This is a genomic window from Achromobacter spanius, assembly GCF_003994415.1.
GTDB lineage: Bacteria > Pseudomonadota > Gammaproteobacteria > Burkholderiales > Burkholderiaceae_B > Achromobacter > Achromobacter spanius_C.
The window spans coordinates 537,061-555,693 of the sequence record NZ_CP034689.1; the positions used below are offsets into that span (position 1 = coordinate 537,061).

13 protein-coding genes are annotated in these 18,633 nt (G+C 53.8%); 8 read left to right on the plus strand and 5 right to left on the minus strand.

Features of this window, described 5'->3' with window-relative positions:
• Window positions 1–389 precede the first annotated feature (389 nt).
• Window positions 390–2,345, minus strand: coding sequence for a heavy metal translocating P-type ATPase (locus ELS24_RS02385; RefSeq protein ID WP_127183298.1), 1,956 nt, complete (start codon window positions 2,343–2,345; stop codon window positions 390–392).
• Window positions 2,346–2,676: 331 nt separating this feature from the next.
• Between ELS24_RS02385 and ELS24_RS02390 the strand changes: the two genes are divergently transcribed.
• Both ELS24_RS02390 and ELS24_RS02395 read left to right on the plus strand, forming a co-directional pair.
• Entirely contained in the window at window positions 2,677–3,012 is a 336-nt protein-coding gene (locus ELS24_RS02390) for a DUF4148 domain-containing protein (RefSeq protein WP_164741203.1), read from the plus strand.
• Window positions 3,013–3,113: 101 nt separating this feature from the next.
• Window positions 3,114–3,395: a DUF4148 domain-containing protein gene (locus tag ELS24_RS02395; RefSeq protein WP_127183300.1), complete on the plus strand. Its 282-nt coding sequence runs from the start codon at window positions 3,114–3,116 to the stop codon at window positions 3,393–3,395.
• A gap of 1,094 nt (window positions 3,396–4,489) precedes the next feature.
• Here ELS24_RS02395 and ELS24_RS02405 read toward each other — a convergent pair.
• On the minus strand, window positions 4,490–4,801 hold the full coding sequence (locus ELS24_RS02405; protein WP_240669429.1) for a DUF4148 domain-containing protein: 312 nt from the start codon (window positions 4,799–4,801) through the stop codon (window positions 4,490–4,492).
• 498 nt (window positions 4,802–5,299) lie between these two features.
• Between ELS24_RS02405 and ELS24_RS02410 the strand changes: the two genes are divergently transcribed.
• On the plus strand, window positions 5,300–6,457 hold the full coding sequence (locus tag ELS24_RS02410) for a porin (RefSeq protein ID WP_127183301.1): 1,158 nt from the start codon (window positions 5,300–5,302) through the stop codon (window positions 6,455–6,457).
• A 122-nt stretch (window positions 6,458–6,579) separates the two neighbouring features.
• Here ELS24_RS02410 and ELS24_RS02415 read toward each other — a convergent pair whose 3' ends face one another.
• From ELS24_RS02415 to ELS24_RS02425, 3 genes are all read right to left on the minus strand, one after another.
• Window positions 6,580–7,272 (minus strand): heavy metal response regulator transcription factor, encoded by a 693-nt coding sequence (locus ELS24_RS02415; protein ID WP_127183302.1) that lies wholly within the window; start codon window positions 7,270–7,272, stop codon window positions 6,580–6,582.
• Between the two features lie 383 nt (window positions 7,273–7,655).
• Window positions 7,656–8,990, minus strand: a complete 1,335-nt coding sequence (locus ELS24_RS02420; RefSeq protein ID WP_127183303.1) for a heavy metal sensor histidine kinase — start codon at window positions 8,988–8,990, stop codon at window positions 7,656–7,658.
• Window positions 8,990–9,679, minus strand: coding sequence for a heavy metal response regulator transcription factor (locus ELS24_RS02425; protein WP_127186229.1), 690 nt, complete (start codon window positions 9,677–9,679; stop codon window positions 8,990–8,992). Before ELS24_RS02425 ends, ELS24_RS02420 begins: the two co-directional genes overlap by 1 nt.
• A gap of 367 nt (window positions 9,680–10,046) precedes the next feature.
• On the opposite strand from ELS24_RS02425, the gene ELS24_RS02430 reads away from it, so the two are divergent.
• The 5 genes from ELS24_RS02430 (at window position 10,047) to ELS24_RS02450 (ending at window position 18,571) form a co-directional block, all read left to right on the plus strand.
• A complete protein-coding gene (locus ELS24_RS02430) occupies window positions 10,047–11,306 on the plus strand; it encodes a TolC family protein (RefSeq protein ID WP_127183304.1) in 1,260 nt (419 codons plus the stop codon).
• Window positions 11,307–11,318: 12 nt separating this feature from the next.
• Window positions 11,319–12,791 carry an efflux RND transporter periplasmic adaptor subunit gene (locus tag ELS24_RS02435; protein ID WP_338076769.1) on the plus strand — a complete coding sequence of 491 codons (1,473 nt, stop codon included), beginning with the start codon at window positions 11,319–11,321 and terminating at the stop codon, window positions 12,789–12,791.
• Between the two features lie 13 nt (window positions 12,792–12,804).
• Window positions 12,805–15,963 carry a CusA/CzcA family heavy metal efflux RND transporter gene (locus ELS24_RS02440; protein ID WP_127183306.1) on the plus strand — a complete coding sequence of 1,053 codons (3,159 nt, stop codon included), beginning with the start codon at window positions 12,805–12,807 and terminating at the stop codon, window positions 15,961–15,963.
• 123 nt (window positions 15,964–16,086) lie between these two features.
• Window positions 16,087–17,121, plus strand: a complete 1,035-nt coding sequence (locus ELS24_RS02445) for a glycosyltransferase family 2 protein (protein ID WP_127183307.1) — start codon at window positions 16,087–16,089, stop codon at window positions 17,119–17,121.
• A complete protein-coding gene (locus ELS24_RS02450; RefSeq protein ID WP_240669430.1) occupies window positions 17,111–18,571 on the plus strand; it encodes an ArnT family glycosyltransferase in 1,461 nt (486 codons plus the stop codon). Before ELS24_RS02445 ends, ELS24_RS02450 begins: the two co-directional genes overlap by 11 nt.
• The last annotated feature ends 62 nt before the right edge of the window (window positions 18,572–18,633 follow it).

Here is an 18,633-nt window from a genome sequence, read left to right on the forward strand (position 1 = left end):
CAGGTGCCCTTAAGTCCCCCGCCACCAGGGCGGCGGCGGGTCCCTTAAAGCCACCACACAGGACGCACCCTCCGGGTGGGTTCATCTCTTTGATTTTTTTGAGTTTTCTTGGCGGCGAGACGTATTCTATTGTCTTACAACGAGATCGAGGAAGCACCGCTCCAAGCCGAAAATACGACGTGTCCGCGGCCAGCATCCGTATACAAGACGACAGTCGAGCCATGGCCGAGCGCGCTCAGCCCCACAAATGCCCGTTTGTGACCCGATATGCCCGTGGAGCGACGGCTCGTGACTCGACGTGACCGTATACTCCCACCCCGTGACTAGTTACTCCCCACGGGTGACTCATTGCAATGGAAATTGATGCGACGTCCAGGCATATCGATACGTCATGCGTTTCGGTACGCCAGCAATCGCAATGCATTGAATACCACGAGCAGGGTTGAGCCCTCGTGAACGGCGACCGCAGCTCCCATACTGAGTCCCATGATCGTCGCGGGTACTAAGACTGCAACGATGCCCAGACTCACGTAAAGATTCTGTCGGATGATCCCTCGTGTTTGGCGGCTCAGGCCGACGACAAAGGGCAGGTGGCGTAGATCGTCAGCCATCAAGGCAACGTCCGCAGTTTCGAGCGCAACATCAGATCCGGCAGCGCCCATGGCGATACCCACAGTCGCGTTCGCCATCGCAGGTGCGTCGTTGACGCCATCACCAACCATTGCGATTCGAGACTTTTCCTTGAGCTCGCGAATGACTGTCACCTTGTCCTCTGGCATCAAGTCACCCCGAGCGTCCTCAATGCCGACCTCGGTGGCGATGGCTTTGGCCACCTTCACATGATCGCCAGATATCATCACCATGTGCGAAATACCGAGCCGTCGCAACTCTTCGATAGTTTCACGAGCTCCCTGTCGTGGAGTATCCATTAGGCCTATGGCGCCGAGATCGCGATCTCCAAGTTTTACGACCATCGTGGTTCGGCCATCTTCACGTAGTTCGTTGGCCCAAGCAATCGCTTGACTACCTAATTCAGGGATACCAGGCGTGCCAAACATTTCGACCTTACCGATCCAGACTTGCTGTTCGCCCACGTTGGCCGTGATACCTCGTCCAACGAGATTCTCGACTTGGTTAGCCTCTGGGATTGGGTAAAGTCCGAGCATTTTCCTGCCGTCGCGGACAATTGCTGCGGCCAGCGGATGATCGCTCAGCGACTCTACTGCGACTGCAATCGCAACCAATTCTTGTTCGGAGACGCCAGGGAGGGCCAAGACGTCGGTTACGCGAGGCCGGCCTTCGGTTAGCGTTCCAGTCTTGTCGAAGGCAAGGGCATTCAGGCTACCCAGTTCTTCTAGCGGGGCTCCTCCTTTTATTAAGACACCGCCACGCGCAGCACGAGCAATCCCCGATAAGACCGCGCTAGGCGTCGCGATTGCAAGAGCGCATGGGCTGGCGGCAACCAGTACAGCCATCGCTCTATAGAAGCTGTCTCGAAATGGCTCATCAACAACGACCCATGCGAACAGTAGGATAAATGCAAGGAACAACACTGAAGGCACAAAGATCCGTTCGAATCGGTCTGTGAATCTCTGTGTGGGGGATTTTCTAACTTCAGCCTGCGCGACCATTGCGATGACTCGTGCGAGAGTGGAGTCACTGGCCTTACGGGTGACCTCAACCTCCAACAGACCTGCCCCATTTATCGTTCCTGCAAATACTTGAGACCGTGCTTCGATGAGTGTGGGACGACTGCGCGCGAGGGCTACGTCGGACACGGGAGATTTGTCGACGGGAATGCTCTCGCCTGTTACCGGTGCTTGATCGACGCTTGACGTTCCGCCTATGACAAAGCCGTCTGCGGGAAGCCGCGAATTAGGCTTGACAAGTACCTCGTCACCTACAGCGAGTTCCTCTATCGCGACCTCAACGATCACTCCGTGGCGTCGGACCGACGCTGTTTTTGGCGCTAGTTCGCCTAAAGCCTCAATCGCGCGTTTCGCCCGGCCCATTGCGAAATGCTCTAGCGCATGCCCGATGCTGAATAGGAAGAGAAGGAGAGCACCTTCGGCCCAAGCGCCCAGCGCCGCAGCGCCCGCGGCAGCTATCAACATCAAACTATCAATCTCTAAACGCCGCTCTTTCAAATTCTTGATGGCGTCGCGTACTGTGAACGTTCCGCCGAACACATACGCAATGATGTACATGGCTAAGGGAACGACGCCGGGAACCGTCGTCCACCAACGTTCGATCGCGGTACCGATTCCCAGCAGAGCTCCACACGCTAAAGCAAAGTACATTTCCGCCGAAATTGATGGAATTTTCCAGGTCGACTTGATTTTCATATTTGAACCATTGCCTTGAATATAAGACGCTTTTTTAAGTCAAGCGACGGCGCTCGATTTTGGGGCGCTTGCGGCGCGCAATCGAGCAGGGATGTCCAAGAGGATTGGAAGAAATTTATTCCAGTAGTTAGTTCACCGTAAGTCGTAAAAAAGATATGATGCTGGCGGCACGAACAACCTCCCTGGTCAGAATTCTAAATACGAAAAATCAAAAAAATTGAAGATTACGAATTTGTAATTTTAATGACTGCAAATTGTCGAGCCTCAATCCTTACATTATTAATTCAGTCGCAAGCCTACGCGATGATTTAACCAACTAAGGATGTTCGATATGAAAGCAATTCTCTCTGGCGCTGCCATCGCACTCGCACTTGCCACCATCGGGACTTCCGCTCAAGCGGAGACATTCCATCGTACCAACACCGAAATCGGCTACGAAGTTCACGTTGGTGATAGCCCGAAGGGTAAAACCTCAGAGCAGGTTCGCGCGGAGTTGATTGCCGCGAAGGCCGACAAAAAGGAGTGGTTCTTTACCAACCTGAATGCTGCTAAACCGGGCTGGATGGTAAAGACCGAAAAAACGCGAGAGCAGGTCAAGCAAGAACGCGACTCTGTCACCCCCGAAGAGCAAGCACGGATAGACGAGATCTACAACACGGGCGCTTAAGTGTTGCCATTGTTGGAGGAGCTTTCATTGCTTAGACGCATGGTTTGCGTTTGGGCCCTCCTCCGATCATTTGCGGATGTTTAGCCTAACAGGGACGTTGTATGAAGATTCAACTTGCAGTTGCCGCCTTGGTAGTCTCACTTTCCGGTTGTGCGATAGCGAGTAGTCCGACCCCCGTGTCAGACAGTGGGAAAACGCGCGCGGAGGTGCGTGCGGATCTGGCGATGTGGAAACGCGCGGGGATGGAAAAGTTCTACCGTGGAAGGATCTCGCCCAATGTATATAGTGAAAAATATCGAGCTAGTTATGCAACGTATTTAAAGCTCCGCAACGGGCAGGAGTACAAGGACGAAGTCGCCCGCCTAACTAATGGCGAAAAATAGCGGCTCGGCCCACGCTGCACGAGAATTTTGATACCGACAAGTCTCGTGCTGATGAGTCTGATGATGACTTTTGATGAGGTCATCGGGATCTGCCGGTCCACGAATTAAGAAAATTTCGGAAGTGATCCGAATTTTGAAAAGCGATACTCCATGACTCCTTTTGTTAGGACGGGTATCGCTTTTTTTATCTGGGTCGTATGGGTTGTTGGAGCACTACTAATATGAAAAAAATAATCTGGATCGCTTTCACACTGCTAATAGCTCTTTGGACTGGCCTAGTCGCGCTGGCCTTACAGCTGGTCAATTGGATCCTGGCTTCGATTGCTACGGCTCAAGTGCCAGGCGCGGCACTCAACCTGTCGCAAATGGCTGTGCCCAAATGGGCTGCTGGCTTAGTCGATCCGGCTTGGCTGGCGGCGGCACAGGGTGGTATGGAATGGGTATTGCAGGCTCTAGTGCAAGTCCTGCCCGCAGTCACTGGCCTAGGATCGTTAGTGGCTGTGGCCGGTTGGGTTTTGTGGGCAATAGTCGTGGTCGGCCTTCTCGCGCTGGCCTTGATCTTGACTCGACAAGGCTTTCCGCAACGCGCGGTGGGGGCTGCTCGTTCTCGCGCAGGTCGTCATTCATCTTCAGGCGCAGAAGGCCATTCATCCCCTCGCGTAGACAGTCATTCAGCTTCTCGCGAAAATCGTCATTCATCTAACCGTAAACGGCCACACCACTGACGACTCTACCTCAGGGTTCATAAGCCGACATTCCTCTAAGCCCAAAAGCTCGCCGTGCCCCCCCCCCACGCATACTGCCTCCAGGGCAGGTGGGGCACCAATGATGGAGATAGGACAAATTTTGCAGCCGCAAGGCGCCTCAGTAAGTCCCCATCCCCTGTATTGTCTCCAGACGAGTTGTCATCCCTTGATCGTAATTGGCTACGGCGGCTTATAGCTGCAAACTAGATAAGATCAAGCGCAAAAATACATATCTGAGAATAATCTCAACAAAAAAAGGGCGCACACCACGACCTGTGGTGTGCGCCAAAAAGACCTCTTCCCTTCGCGGTGGAGGAGGCCGCTCGTCACCCTCGGCTGAGGGTTCTGTTAGCGCTTGAGGCGTTCCAACTCCTGTTGGTATTCGGGGCCTCCGCGCAGGCGGACATACTCTGCGTATGCCGCCTTGTATTCACGACTGTAAAAGTCAGGAGTCTCGCTTTGATTCCAGAATGCATCCATTCCCGCTTTCTTCCACATAGCAAGATCCGCCCGTACCTCGGCTCGGGTAAGTCCCCGGTCGACGTTGCTCGTGTACGTCTGAGCCTTCACGCCCGCTGGCGAGGCTGGTTGTGCACTCAAATAAGACATGGGGGCTGCTACCAAAACGGCGGCTGACAACATTTTGAGGGAAATTTTCATCGCCAACTCCATTTGATTACCGGCTCTACGCATCGAGACCGGTATTAATAAATCATCATCATTTAACGCGTATAAGAATTGTAGCGAGGCGATGCGATCCAAACTGCGACTAAAGCATTACGTTTTAGTCGGAAAACTGAAATCTTCTTAAGAGGCGCGACAAATGTATTTTGAAAGTGTTCGTCGCAAATTTCCAACAATGTAGGCCGGGCGCACAAAAATTGTGAGTTCTAACACTAATCTTGTTCGTCCCTCGCTCTGATTTATTCTTTAAAAAACAGAGAGTTACGTAGAGAAAAGAGGGCGGCGATGGATTAATTACCGAATGCGGGCATATTTGTAATTATGTAGTCCGTTTTCTGTCGGTGAGTGCTCTCCAGACTTGCTTTCGTACTCGCTGATAGGACGCTGCTTATAGCAGCAAGCTGCGAATCAGAATTCGCGCTTCACCTATCAGCGAGGCAATTCAGCCTGTCTCTGCGATAAAGGAGCATTTTTGTGAAGAAAACTCTACTGCTGGCAGTTTCCGCAGCAACGCTTTCCACCGCCGCTTACGCCGATACTTCGGTCACGCTGTACGGCATCATCGATACTGGCATTGGCTACGCCAAGGTCAATGGTTCTTATGTTGACCCGCAAACTGGCGCAAAATCTGACCTGAAGGCCAGCCGTCTTGGAATGACTTCAGGTCAAACCGCTGGCTCGCGCTGGGGATTGCGCGGGAAAGAAGACCTGGGCGACGGTTTGTACGCGACCTTTCGCCTCGAATCTGGCTATGACTCCGCAAACGGTTCGTCCAGCCAGAACAGTCGTCTGTTTGGCCGGGAAGCCACAGTCGGACTCGGCAGCGATCAATGGGGTGAATTCCGTCTCGGACGTCAGTACAACGTTGCGTCGCGCTTGATGGCCGCGATGTATGGCTCCAGCTTCGGCGGTGGGTTCACCCAACTAAACACCGGCGGAGGTTTGGGCTTCAGCGGTTCAAATTTCGTCCGCTATGACAACTTGGCGTTGTATGAAAGCCCTTCGATTGGCGGATTCCGCGTTTCGGCCGGCTATGCGTTTAACGCTGATGACCGGACTACGGCTCAAACGGGATTTAAGACGGCGGATAACACTCGCGCAATCACCAGCGGTGTTAGCTATGCCAACGGTCCGCTGATGGCCTTCTTCGCCTATGAGCAATTGAACGCATCGAACAAGCTATCGTCCGCGCAGACTGCGGCAACGCCTCGTTCGTTTACGCTGGGGGGCTCTTACGACTTCGAAGCATTCAAATTGGCACTGGCGTACGAGCGCGCCACGGACGGGTGGTTCGCGGGCAAGAGCCTGCCGTCGAGCGCCTCGATCGGGTCGTTCCGAGGCACCCCGTCTAATGCATTCGTTGACGGCTTCAGCACTAACTCCTATCTGTTGGCCGCATCCGTGCCTCTGGGTGGTTCCAGCAGCATGTTCGGTTCGTGGCAGCGCGTTGATCCGAACAATAGCGATCTCACTGGTGGCGATTCGACCAGCAATACGTTTGCGCTGGGCTATTCCTACACCCTGTCGAAGCGCACGTCGATGTATGCGCTCGCGTCGTACACCAAGAACTTTGCCTTCCAGAGTGATGCCAAAGCGACGGAAGCAATGGTCGGGTTGCGCCATTCGTTCTAAGGCCTAACGGAAACCTAACGTTGCTGCGACATAGAGGGAAACTGACTCCTCTATGTCGCATTTCCGTTAATTGTGAGTGCGTGAACTCCTAGCGCAAAAACTGCGCTCGCGCCTTGAGCGGGCTAGTCTCCGTCCCGATGCTCAAGTGTGTACCCCATCCCCCTGACAGTGTGGAGCAGCTTGGTATCGAATGGATCGTCGACCTTCGCACGAAGCCGCCGAATTGCCACTTCTACGACATTCGTGTTGCTATTGAAGTTCATATCCCAAACCTGTTCCGCGAGCACAAGTCGCGATAGCACTTCGCCGGGCCTACGCATCAGGTAGGTCAGCAGGCCAAACTCTTTGGCCGTGAGGTCAATGCGTGAGTGGCCGCGTGCGACTCGTCGTCGAAGAAGATCGAGCTCAAGGTCAGCCACACGCAGAATGTTTCGGCCTGACATGGCGTCGCCCGACCCCACCCCTCGCCGCTTCAAAGCAAGCACTCGAGCCTGAAGCTCGGAGAGGGCAAATGGTTTCATCAGATAATCATCGGCTCCTTGTTCTAAGCCGCGGACTCGGTCTTCTAGGCTGCTTCGAGAACTGAGCATCATGACGGGTACGTTGTCATGCTGTCGAATCCGCTGCAATACTTCAAACCCGTCTAATCCTGGCAGGCCAATGTCCAGAATTATCAGGTCGTATTGAGTCTCGTGAGCGAGTTGCAGTCCGCTAACGCCGTCCAAAGCGATGTCAACGATATAGCTATTCTCCGTGAGACTGCGGCGTAGCATTTCAGCGAGTTTCCGCTCGTCTTCAATAACTAGGATTTTCATTTGTCGTTTAGAAACGTCATTCAAAAAAATGACGTTGAAAAAAAACGAAGTGCGCGGATCATTAGATCGCTCCGCTTCTCTGAACACAGCAGAACAATGATTATGTTCAGCGTGTACTGTTCCGGCTCCTCGCATCGCTTTATATGAAGAGCTACTTTAGCGGTCGAGCTTCGTCAGAACTCGAACTCCTCAATTACGAATCTGCAATAAAAATGGAGGAATGCCGTCATTTTGTTGTCGGAATTCATGAGAGACCACATTTATGGCCCGATGTACGGGTGACCTTGTTTGGCGTGCGCCTCGCCACATCTGGCTAAGCACAAAAAACGCCCGCTGCACATGGTGCAGGGGCGTCATATTGCAAACCTGGTTTGGCCGAAAGACTAAGAATCTTCGGATATGCTGAAACCTATCGTCGTGCCCGTCTCGTCTGAATTAACGAAAGGCGTGCCGCCGTGCATGCGTGCAATTGCTGCAACGATGGCCAATCCTAATCCATGGTGATTGGCATCACTTGTCCGAGAAGAGTCAGACCTGTAAAAGCGGTAGAAAAGTCGCGGAAGATGCTGTTCTTCGATCCGTTCACCGACATTGTGAATAGCGATACTAACTTGTCCGTCCTCATTTTTACCAAGACTGACGGTGACAACTGAATCTGGTTTGCTGTAACGGATCGCGTTCGTCACTAGATTGGAGACGGCTCGTTGATAGAGAGATCTGTCCACTTCCCCGGGTTGGTCGCCAATCAAAGTCAGACTGACTTTTGCTTCGAGTGCTTCGGCCTCGTGGTATTCGAGTACCTCTTCAGTGATCTCTCGAAGGCTCAATACATGGATAGCCCTAGCCTTCGCACCGCGGTCCGCTTGAGAGAGGAAAAGCATATCGTTAATTATTGCTGACATGCGCTGCAATTCCTCAAGGTTTGAGCCAAGTATGTCTCGTAGCTCAAACGTTGACCGGTTTCCCGCCAGTGCAAATTCAGTCTCCCCTATTAGCGTGGCGAGGGGAGTGCGCAGTTCATGAGCTACATCTGCGTTGAAGCCTTCCATTTGGACATAGGCCCGTTCCAAGCGCTGAAGGACAGCGTTGAATTGCAGAACCAATGGCTTAATTTCTTGAGCGAGGCCTTCTTCGCCTAAACGCTCTCCGATGCGGTCAGGAGAAATCAATGCTGCTTGCCGCGCAACTTCGTGCAGAGGATGCAATGCGCGCCGCACCAGCACGTTGGCTATAACGGAAACCACAATTGCTCCGACTAATGCGCAAGCGAAAAGCGTCCATGCCAACATTACCCGGAGGCGCACATCGGGAGTCGTGTCGAGAAATAGCTCAGCAGTCATTCTCCTGTCCGGTTCGCTTGGCGCTGGCAGAGAGAAGACGACATGTATTCGAGAGGAGTCATTTGCAGCGACTTTCGGTTCGCCGTAAACGCTTATCTTTCCCTTTATAACGAGGCGTAGAGAAAACTCCGATTTTCCATAGAAGAAATCGTTTAGCTTATGCTCAAGAGCAGATAGATCACCTTTGATTGCGAATTCGTCAGCAAGGTGTTCGATCACCTCTCGCTTTTGCTCCAAAAGCGCCTGTTGGCGATAAGTGAGATTGAGGTTTGTCGCGACGTACACGACAACGCAAACAAGTCCGAGTGCGACAAAGGTTTGTATCGCAAGCCACCGCGATAGCCATTCGCGCAGTGAGTTGATCGCTCGAAAGCGCATCACTCATTCCTCAGTTCAAGCACATAGCCCATCCCGCGCACGGTGTGAAGTAACTTTACTTCGAAAGGATCGTCCACTTTTCCGCGCAGTCTTCGTACAGCAACCTCGACCACGTTCGTATTGCTATTGAAGTTGATGTCCCAGACCTGTTCTGCAAGGTCCAGACGAGATAGGACCTCACCCTGCTTTCGCATTAGAAGGGCAAGCAGCGTAAATTCCTTAGCCGTCAAGTCGAGCCGCGTGCCGGCGCGACTGGCCTTCCGTCGGAGAAGATCAAGTTCCAGATCTCCGACTCTCAACACGTTTTGCCTGCTGGACTCCGTGACTACCTGGCCTCTCCGGCGGCCGATTGCTAGGACGCGGGCTAGCAACTCGGACAGCGCAAACGGTTTGACCAGGTAGTCATCGGCGCCGTCCTGCAAACCTCGAACCCTGTCTTCAACCTTGTCCCGTGCTGTGAGCATCAGAACCGGTACGCGGTCTGACTTGCGAAGCTCGTTCAGGACAGAAAACCCGTCCATTCCCGGCAGCATCACATCCAAAAGTATGAGGTCGTACTGGGTCTCGCGTGCCAGGTGTAGGCCGCTGACTCCGTCCGACGCAACGTCGACGACGTAGTTGTGTTCTGAGAGGGCTCGCTTTAAGTACTCAGCAAGTTTGCGCTCGTCTTCAACGACCAGAATCTTCATGTTTTCAACCGTTCGAACTGTAATCGGCACCATGTATCGATCCACGCTGGTGCCGCTAAATGGAAAGGAGCGAACTCTTGCGGTCGAGCTCGTAGCGATTTCGCCGAGAGGGGCCGTCTCACGGCCGCTGGCTATCCGCGCCGCGCCAGGCATTTTAGGAATGGCTGATCGTCAATCTCCCTTCGCAAAGATTACAAATCTGTAATGCACAGAAACCTTACCAATTTGTCATCTTAGGGTCCGGATTCTGACGAAGGCGCTTGGATACAGTACGGGCGGTCATATGTCCGGGTCGATCTTGCAGAGATCTTAGGTGGGGTTGGATCGAACCAAGGACCAACATCTCCTCAGAATTCACCAAGGTTGAATGATGCGCTTTAAGACAATTCCGCTGTTGCTTATGGCCGTTGCGCTGTGCGGCCCGCAGGTGTGGGCACAGACTACGCCTGAACAATACACCAAGGGAGACGCACCATCTGCGTCCGGAAAAATTCTCACTTTGTCTGAGGCGATGGATGCAGCGTTCAATTTGAACCCTCAACTGTCAGCAGCGAAGAACAATTTTGGCGCTTCAAAGGGTTTGGTAGATCAAGCAGGCCTTCTTCCAAATCCTTCTCTAGACGTCAGCGTCGACGATCACCAGCGTGCGACGCGGACAACAACAACAATGCTAAGCATGCCCATCGAGTTAGGTGGGAAGAGAAGCGCACGCACGAAGGCGGCCCAGCTAAGCAGCGAACTCGCCGGCCGTGACTATGACGTCGCGAAGTCAGAGATAAAGACCTCCGTGCTGTCCCGCTTTTATGCGGTTGCGATTGCCCAGGAAACGCTGCGCGTGAACCAAGATATGGCCGAAGTTGCCGTTGGGGCTCTTCGCGTTGCCCAGAAGCGAGTTGACTCTGGAAAGGCTCCTCCTTTGGAGCGAAACCGGGCAGATATCGAACTGACAAAAGCGCAGCTCGAGGTGCGGCAAGCAGAAAATGATCTCAACGTTGCACGCAGAGAACTCTCCCTTCTTTGGGGTGATCCGATTCCAAAATTCGATCTTGTGCGCGCGAATATTGACGATCTACCTCCGCGTCGAACTCTTGATGAGTTGCGCTCTGCATTGTTGGATTCGCCCCGAATGGCAGCAGGACGTCTTGCCTTGGAAGTGAGTAAGGCAGAACTGAATGTCGAGAAAAGCAAGCGGTATCCGGACATTACTGTGAGCGGAGGAGTGGCTCGTGACAATGAGGTTGGTCGCAACAAAGCTCAGTTTGGTGTCTCCTTGCCCTTGCCTATTTTCGATCGAAATCAAGGCAACGTCTACGCCGCCACGATGCAGACGTACAAGGCGCAAGACGTCTATCGGGAGCTGGAGGCACGGTTGAGCGCTGACTTGGTGATAGCCGCTTCCACTTATGACCTTGCGATTGCATCCGCGACGGAGTATCGCCAGTCCGTCATTCCAACTTCGCAGAAGGCCTACGAGGGAGCCCGGAAGGGCTTTGAGGCCGGAAAGGTCGGGTACCTGGAAGTCCTCGATGCTCAGCGAACGTTGTCGCAAGGGAACATTTCTTACCTAACGACATTGTCGAGAGCTGCGTCAGCCCGCGCCGAAATTGAACGAATTCTTGGCCAATAAATAGAGATGAATATGAGTCCGTACTTCACGTTAGTTCGGCGCCGCGCCGTGATTGCCGTCGCGTTGTCGCTTCAATTTCTAATTCCGGCACCTGTTTTTGCGGGTCCATCAGACCATGGGAGTGGAGGCCATTCCGAAGCAGCGGCAGGTCCGAATGGAGGCGAAATTACAAAGGACGGAGACGACACGGTCGAGGTCGGACTAGTCGAGGAAGGCGAAACTGCCCGTCTAAAGATTTGGGCAGCGACAGGGGGCAAGCCGGTAAGGCCTGGTGACCTGAAGGCAACTGCAACCCTGAAAAGGCCAAATGGGGATGAAGTGTCCCTCACACTAAAGCCTTCGTCGGCGGGCCTGGTGAGCGATCAAGTCATTCCCGAGCCACACTTCTTTGAAGTAGACATTAGCGTGTCATTGCCGGGCCGCGAGGGCCCCCTACATGCAGAGTTGCACAAGGAGGAGGGCTTGGTGGCGCTTACCGCTGAGCAGGCGTCTGCTGCTGGGATCGTTACGAGCGAAGCTAAGGCCGAAAGCCTTCAAGCGAGCACGCGATTTCCTGGAGAGATTCGATTTAACGCTGATCGGACAGCGCACGTTGTACCGAAGGCAGCAGGAACAGTTCAACAGGTATCTGCTGATCTAGGACAAGAAGTGAAGAAGGGCCAGCTGTTGGCAGTTATCTCCAGCGCTTCGCTTTCCGAACTTCGAAGCGAGTGGCTTGCCGCTACGAAGCGTCGAAACTTGGCCGCGGCGACGAATGCTAGAGAGCTAAAGCTGTGGCGCGAACAGGTATCAGCCCAACAAGACTACCAGCAGGCTCAGACTGCACTTCAAGAGGCCGACATTGCTGTCCAAAACGCTCTACAGAAGCTCCGTGCTGTTGGGGCGGAGCCCTCGGCGAAAGACTTGAGCCTCCTCGAAATTCGCGCGCCATTTGACGGCACTGTCGTCGAGAAGCACATCGCGCTGGGTGAAGCACTGACAGACGCGTCGAACGTCTTCACGATTTCCGATCTGAGTACAGTCTGGGCGGAATTCGTTATCGCACCTAAAGACTTGCAGACTGTACGAGTGGGTGAAGATGCGAAGGTGACGTCCACCGCTTTTGCCGAAGAAGCATCCGGTACCGTGTCATACATAGGCAATTTGCTAGGACAGCAAACGCGCACTGCCACCGCCCGGGTGACTTTGAAGAATCCGGATATGGCTTGGCGACCCGGTCTCTTTGTTTCTGTAAACGTGGTCGTCGAGCGCAATGAAGTGGGGGTTGCAGTGGAGAGCGACGCAATTCAGGACATCAATGGACAGCCCACAGTCTTCGTGGAAGTTCCTGGTGGATTTCTGCCGCAGGCAGTCAAGCTAGGTGCGACTACGGAGAAAAGCTCTGAGGTGGTATCCGGCCTACGGGCGGGAACGCGATATGTCAGTTCCAATGCTTTTGTGCTGAAGTCCGAGTTGGGCAAGGCAACGGCTGATCACGCGCATTGAGTCGGAGCCCCATATGTTTGAACGTCTAATTCGCTTCGCCATCGAGCAACGTTGGCTAGTTCTATTATTTTCTCTGGGGATCGCTGCCGTCGGGGTCTACAACTACTCGCGGTTGGCTATTGACGCTGTACCGGATATTACAAACGTTCAGGTCCAGATCAACGCCAGCGCGCCAGGCTATTCGCCTTTAGAGACGGAGCAGCGCGTAACCTATCCCATCGAGACGGTCATGGCTGGCCTTCCCGGGCTGCAGCAAACTCGCTCATTGTCTCGCTACGGCCTCTCCCAAACGACGGTGATTTTTGACGATGGAACGGACATCTACTTTGCCCGCCAACTCGTTAATCAACGTCTGCAAGAGGCAAAAGAGAGTCTTCCGGAGGGCATTACTCCCGTCATGGGACCCATTTCTACTGGACTGGGAGAGATCTTCCTTTGGACCGTGGAAGCGACTCCTGAAGCGAAGAAAGAAGACGGAACGCCCTACACATCCACTGATCTTCGCGAGATTCAAGATTGGGTAATCAAACCCCAATTGCGCAACGTTCGAGGGGTGACGGAGGTCAACTCAATCGGTGGCTATGCAAAGGAATATCAAGTCGCTCCAGACATGGAACGCTTGGCGTCCTACGGCCTTTCGCTGACTGACATCATTACGGCTCTGGAACGAAACAACGCCAATGTGGGCGCGGGCTACATTGAACGAAAGGGCGAGCAGTACCTGATTCGGGCTCCCGGTCAGGTAAAGTCGATGACCGATATCAAAGATATCGTCCTAACAGCCGTTGACGGGCAAGCCATCAAAATTCGAGATGTCGCTGACGTTGCGATAGGCAAAGAACTTCGCACGGGTGCCGCCACAGACAACGGCAAGGAGGTGGTGCTCGGCACTGTCTTTATGCTAATCGGGGAGAACAGCCGTGCGGTCTCTCAGGCGGTCTCGCAAAAGCTCCTTGAAATTAACAAGACGCTGCCAAAAGGTGTAGAGGCGATCACCGTCTATGACCGCACCAATCTCGTGGATAAGGCGATCGCCACGGTAAAGAAGAATTTGCTGGAAGGCGCGATCCTAGTGATCGTGATCCTTTTCGTCTTCCTAGGGAACATTCGCGCCGCCATCATCACTGCGATGGTGATCCCGTTGTCGATGTTGTTCACTTTCACAGGCATGGTGACCTACAAAGTGAGCGCAAACCTAATGAGCCTCGGCGCATTGGATTTCGGGATTATCGTCGATGGCGCAGTAGTGATTGTTGAAAACTGCGTGAGGCGGCTGAGCCATGCGCAGCAACATCATGGCCGCCCGTTAACGCGCTCAGAACGTTTCCATGAGGTGTTTGCCGCAGCGCGCGAAGCCCGGCGTCCGCTGCTGTACGGTCAACTGATCATTATGGTGGTGTATCTTCCGATATTCGCGCTCAGCGGTGTCGAAGGTCGTATGTTCCACCCGATGGCTCTCACCGTTGTCATGGCTCTGCTCGGCGCAATGATCTTGTCGGTGACGTTCGTACCGGCAGCGGTGGCTATGTTCATCGGGGATAAGGTATCGGAGAAAGAGATCCGGGTGATGACCTGGGCTCGTAAGCGCTATGAACCGCTGCTTGACCTGGCGCTTCGTCGCACTCCTATGATGCTCGCGGGCGCTCTGGGGTTTGTGCTCGTGTGCGGCTTTATCGCATCGCGGTTGGGTAGCGAATTTATTCCGAACCTCAACGAAGGCGATATGGCAATCCAGGCATTGCGCATTCCCGGAACAAGTCTGACGCAATCAGTCGCCATGCAGATTCAGATTGAGAAAAGGCTGAAGGAGAAATTCCCGGAGATTGAGCGCGTGTTTGCTCGAACGGGGACGGCGGAAATCGCTTCCGATGCAATGCCCCCGAATATCTCGGACGGGTACATCATGCTCAAGCCAGAGAAAGACTGGCCTAGTCCCAAAAAGACTCATGCTGAGTTGCGAGAAGCGATCCAACGCGAGGCGCAGACCATCCCTGGGAACAACTACGAATTCTCGCAACCGATTCAACTTCGCTTCAACGAGTTGATCTCGGGTGTACGCAGTGACGTCGCAGTAAAGATCTTTGGTGACGACAATGACGTGCTAAATCGCACTGCTACAGAGGTCGCCGAAGTTCTTCAAAAGATCCCAGGGGCATCTGAAGTCAAAGTGGAACAAACCACAGGTCTTCCTATGCTGACCGTGTCGATCGATCGAGCGAAGGCGGCACGCTATGGTCTAAGCCTTTCTGACGTCCAGGACGCGCTGACGATTGCTGCGGGTGGTCGAGAGGCGGGAACGTTCTTCCAAGGAGATCGGAGGTTCGAGATCGTGGTGCGGCTGCCTGAAAAAGTGCGAGAGAACATCACTTCTCTCAAGAACTTACCCATCGCTCTCCCAAGGGCGGAGGGGCAGGTTCAGACGGCATACATTCCGTTGTCAGAAGTCGCGACGTTTGATTTGGCGCCTGGCCCCAATCAAGTATCGCGCGAAGACGGAAAACGTAGGATCGTGGTAAGCGCCAACGTCCGCGGCAGAGATCTCGGGTCGTTTGTCGGCGAAGCAGAAACGGCGATTGCTGAGCAGATCACCGTGCCAACCGGATACTGGACGGCATGGGGAGGTACTTTCGAGCAACTCGAATCAGCCACAAAGCGCCTCCAAATTGTGGTGCCCGTTGCGCTTCTTCTTGTGTTTGTACTGCTGTTCGCGATGTTCGGAAATGTCAAAGATGGGCTACTCGTGTTTACCGGCATCCCCTTCGCCTTGACGGGAGGAATTCTTGCTCTGTGGCTGCGAGGGATACCTTTGTCTATTACGGCGGCGGTGGGATTTATTGCCCTTTGTGGCGTTGCTGTGCTCAACGGCCTCGTGCTGTTGTCCTTTATCCGCTCGCTCAGGGAAGAAGGTCGACCGCTGGACGTCGCAGTGAGAGAGGGCGCCTTGACACGTCTGCGGCCGGTGTTAATGACTGCGTTGGTCGCATCTCTTGGATTCGTGCCCATGGCAATCGCGACGGGAACGGGTGCGGAGGTGCAGCGACCCTTGGCAACGGTCGTCATCGGCGGCATCGTTTCCTCGACATTTCTGACCCTCTTGGTGCTTCCCGCGCTGTATCGCCTGGTTCATAGACGGGATCCCGAAGAACTGGAGCTTTCTGAAGCGAAGGCTTGAGCCATCTCAAGCTTGGAGAGGCTTAGGCTTCTCCAAGCTTGCGGAAATGTAATTCTCGCGTATGACGATTGTCGTGCGGTCCTACGTAAATTGGCAGCCTTCAATATTTAGTGGTTCCACTCCATGGTTACGTTGCCGTCGAATCCTGTTAAGTCCGTCAATGGGGCAGAGCACGAGATTCAGCTCTCCGTTGTCATTCCGTTCTTGAATGAGCAAGAAGTCTTGCCGATCTGTCACGCAAAACTCGAGCCGATTCTGCGCAAGCTTGAGTTGTCTTATGAGATTGTTTTCGTTGACGACGGAAGCACAGATGAGAGCGTGTCACTGTTGACGGCGCTGATGCGTCGAAATCCTAGAGTACGCGTAGTGCGTTTAAGCCGAAATTTTGGGAAAGAAGCCGCCATGAGTGCTGGCCTGGCGCAGTCTCGAGGTTCGGCAGTGATCGTATTGGACGCCGACTTGCAGGATCCTCCAGAGTTAATTCCTGAGATGGTCAAGGCGTGGCAGAATGGTTTCGACGTAGTTTCGATGCGTCGACGCAAGCGTGAGGGAGAAGGTATGGCAAAGCGGATTTCCGCGTACGCCTTCTACCGAATCCTCAGCCGCTTAAGCCGGTCTCGCATCCCCGCAGACACTGGGGACTTTCGGCTGATGAGCCGTCGCACAGTGAATGCCTTACTCGAGATGCCAGAGCGATGCCGCTACATGAAGGGCATGTACGCTTGGATTGGTTTCCCGACCACAGTCATCGATTATGACCGTGCTGTTCGTGCCGCTGGAAAGACCAAGTGGAACTACTTCGCATTGTTTGGCCTTGCGCTTGAGGGTATCACCTCCTTCTCGACGGCTCCGTTGCGATGGGCGACAGGCATAGGCGCGCTGGTCGCGTTAGCAGGCGGATCGTTCGGTCTTTGGATAATCTTCAAGACCCTTGTGTTCGGTCATGATGTACCAGGCTACCCATCTCTGACAGCCATGATTACGCTTTTAAGCGGTATCCAGCTTTTGACAATCGGTCTGTTGGGCGAGTACGTGGGTAAGGGATACATGGAAACGAAGCAACGTCCGATTTACATAGTGCGTGATGTGCTTGATCCGAATTCCGTAACTGATCTTCGTGTGCCTGAGGTCAAGACGGAGAACGCAGTTGAAGGCTAAATGGTTTTTCTGGGGCTTGGCGGCAATTGTGCTCGCTCGCCTTTTTTCAATGGCGGTCATGCCGCTAATCGACACTTCAGAACCAAGATACGCCGAGATTGCACGTCTGATGGCGGTGTCTGGCGATTGGATAACTCCTTGGTTCGAACCCGGAGTTCCCTTCTGGGGAAAGCCACCATTATCGTTTTGGAGTCAAGCGCTCGGAATACGAATTCTAGGGGAGTCAGAGTTCGCAGTTCGAATTCCGTCGTTTTTGGCTATGGCTGCTCTTGTCGCATTGCTTTATCGTGCGACCGAGATCTTGGTCGGCCGTGACTCCGCACGATGGGCAACGCTCGTATTCTCCACAATGCTGCTGCCGCTTGCGGCAGCCGGCGCAGTGTTGACAGATTCGATTTTTGCGCTAGGTGTTACCTACTCAATGCTGGCGTTCATTGTTGCGCCGGCGAAACCTACGCTGTTCTGGCGATACGGCTTCTTTGTGGGCTTGGCAATTGGACTTCTGTCCAAGGGACCATTGACATTCGTCTTAGTCGGCATCGTCTTAGTGCCATGGCTTGCGTTGCGTCGCGAGCGTGTGCTCATTTTGACCAAATTGCCGTGGATTAAGGGAACGTTGCTGACCCTTGCGCTGGCCGTTCCTTGGTATGTCTTCGCTGAACTCAAGACCCCGGGGTTCGTCCAGTACTTTTTAGTGGGAGAACACTTCCTGCGCTTCGTCGACGCTGGCTGGAGGGGGGACTTGTATGGCACCGCACATGAGAGACCGCTTGGCAGCATATGGGGAGAGTGGCTCCTCGCATCTTTCCCTTGGGGCTGGGTGGGCGTTCTGCTGGCAGGCTGGGCAGTATCGCGGGCTTCGCGCAGGGTAAAGGCACTTCAGATCTTCAAATCGCCGCTTGTGGGCTATCTGGCAATGTGGGCACTTGCCGCGCCAGTGTTCTTCACCTTCTCTGGAAACATACTATGGACGTACGTGCTGCCCAGCTTGCCCGGCTTCGCTCTGCTTTTCACGATTTTTGGCAGAGAGTTTGTTTCCGAGTGGGACGAATCTCGCGTGAGACGCATATCGATTAGCGTTGGAGTGTTAGTCCCTCTGACGGCGGCTTTCCTTGGGCTTGTTTCGCTGACTGTTCCGACGAAACTTAAGACAGAGAAGCAGTTGATTGCGGCAGCCAGCGAGTACATGACCAATGGCGAAAAACTCTACTTCGTGCACAGTCGCCCGTTTTCGGCGCGGTTCTATTCAAATGGCCAGGCGGAAGTTATCGCCCTCGATGAGTTGAAAGGGCTGGCTGTCGAGAAGGGTGGAGCTGTTCTGTTGGCAATTCCGAAAGGAAAGGAGTCCGCGCTTAGTAGTGACCTAGAAGATAGGTTTGAAGTGATATACAAAAGCCGCCGCTACACACTCTATAGAGTAGAGGGGTACAGTTTTGATGCGCCAAAATAGATTGCTGATGGTTTTTGGATCTGCGGTTGGCTTGGAGGGCGCGTCCTCCAGATTCCTATCTG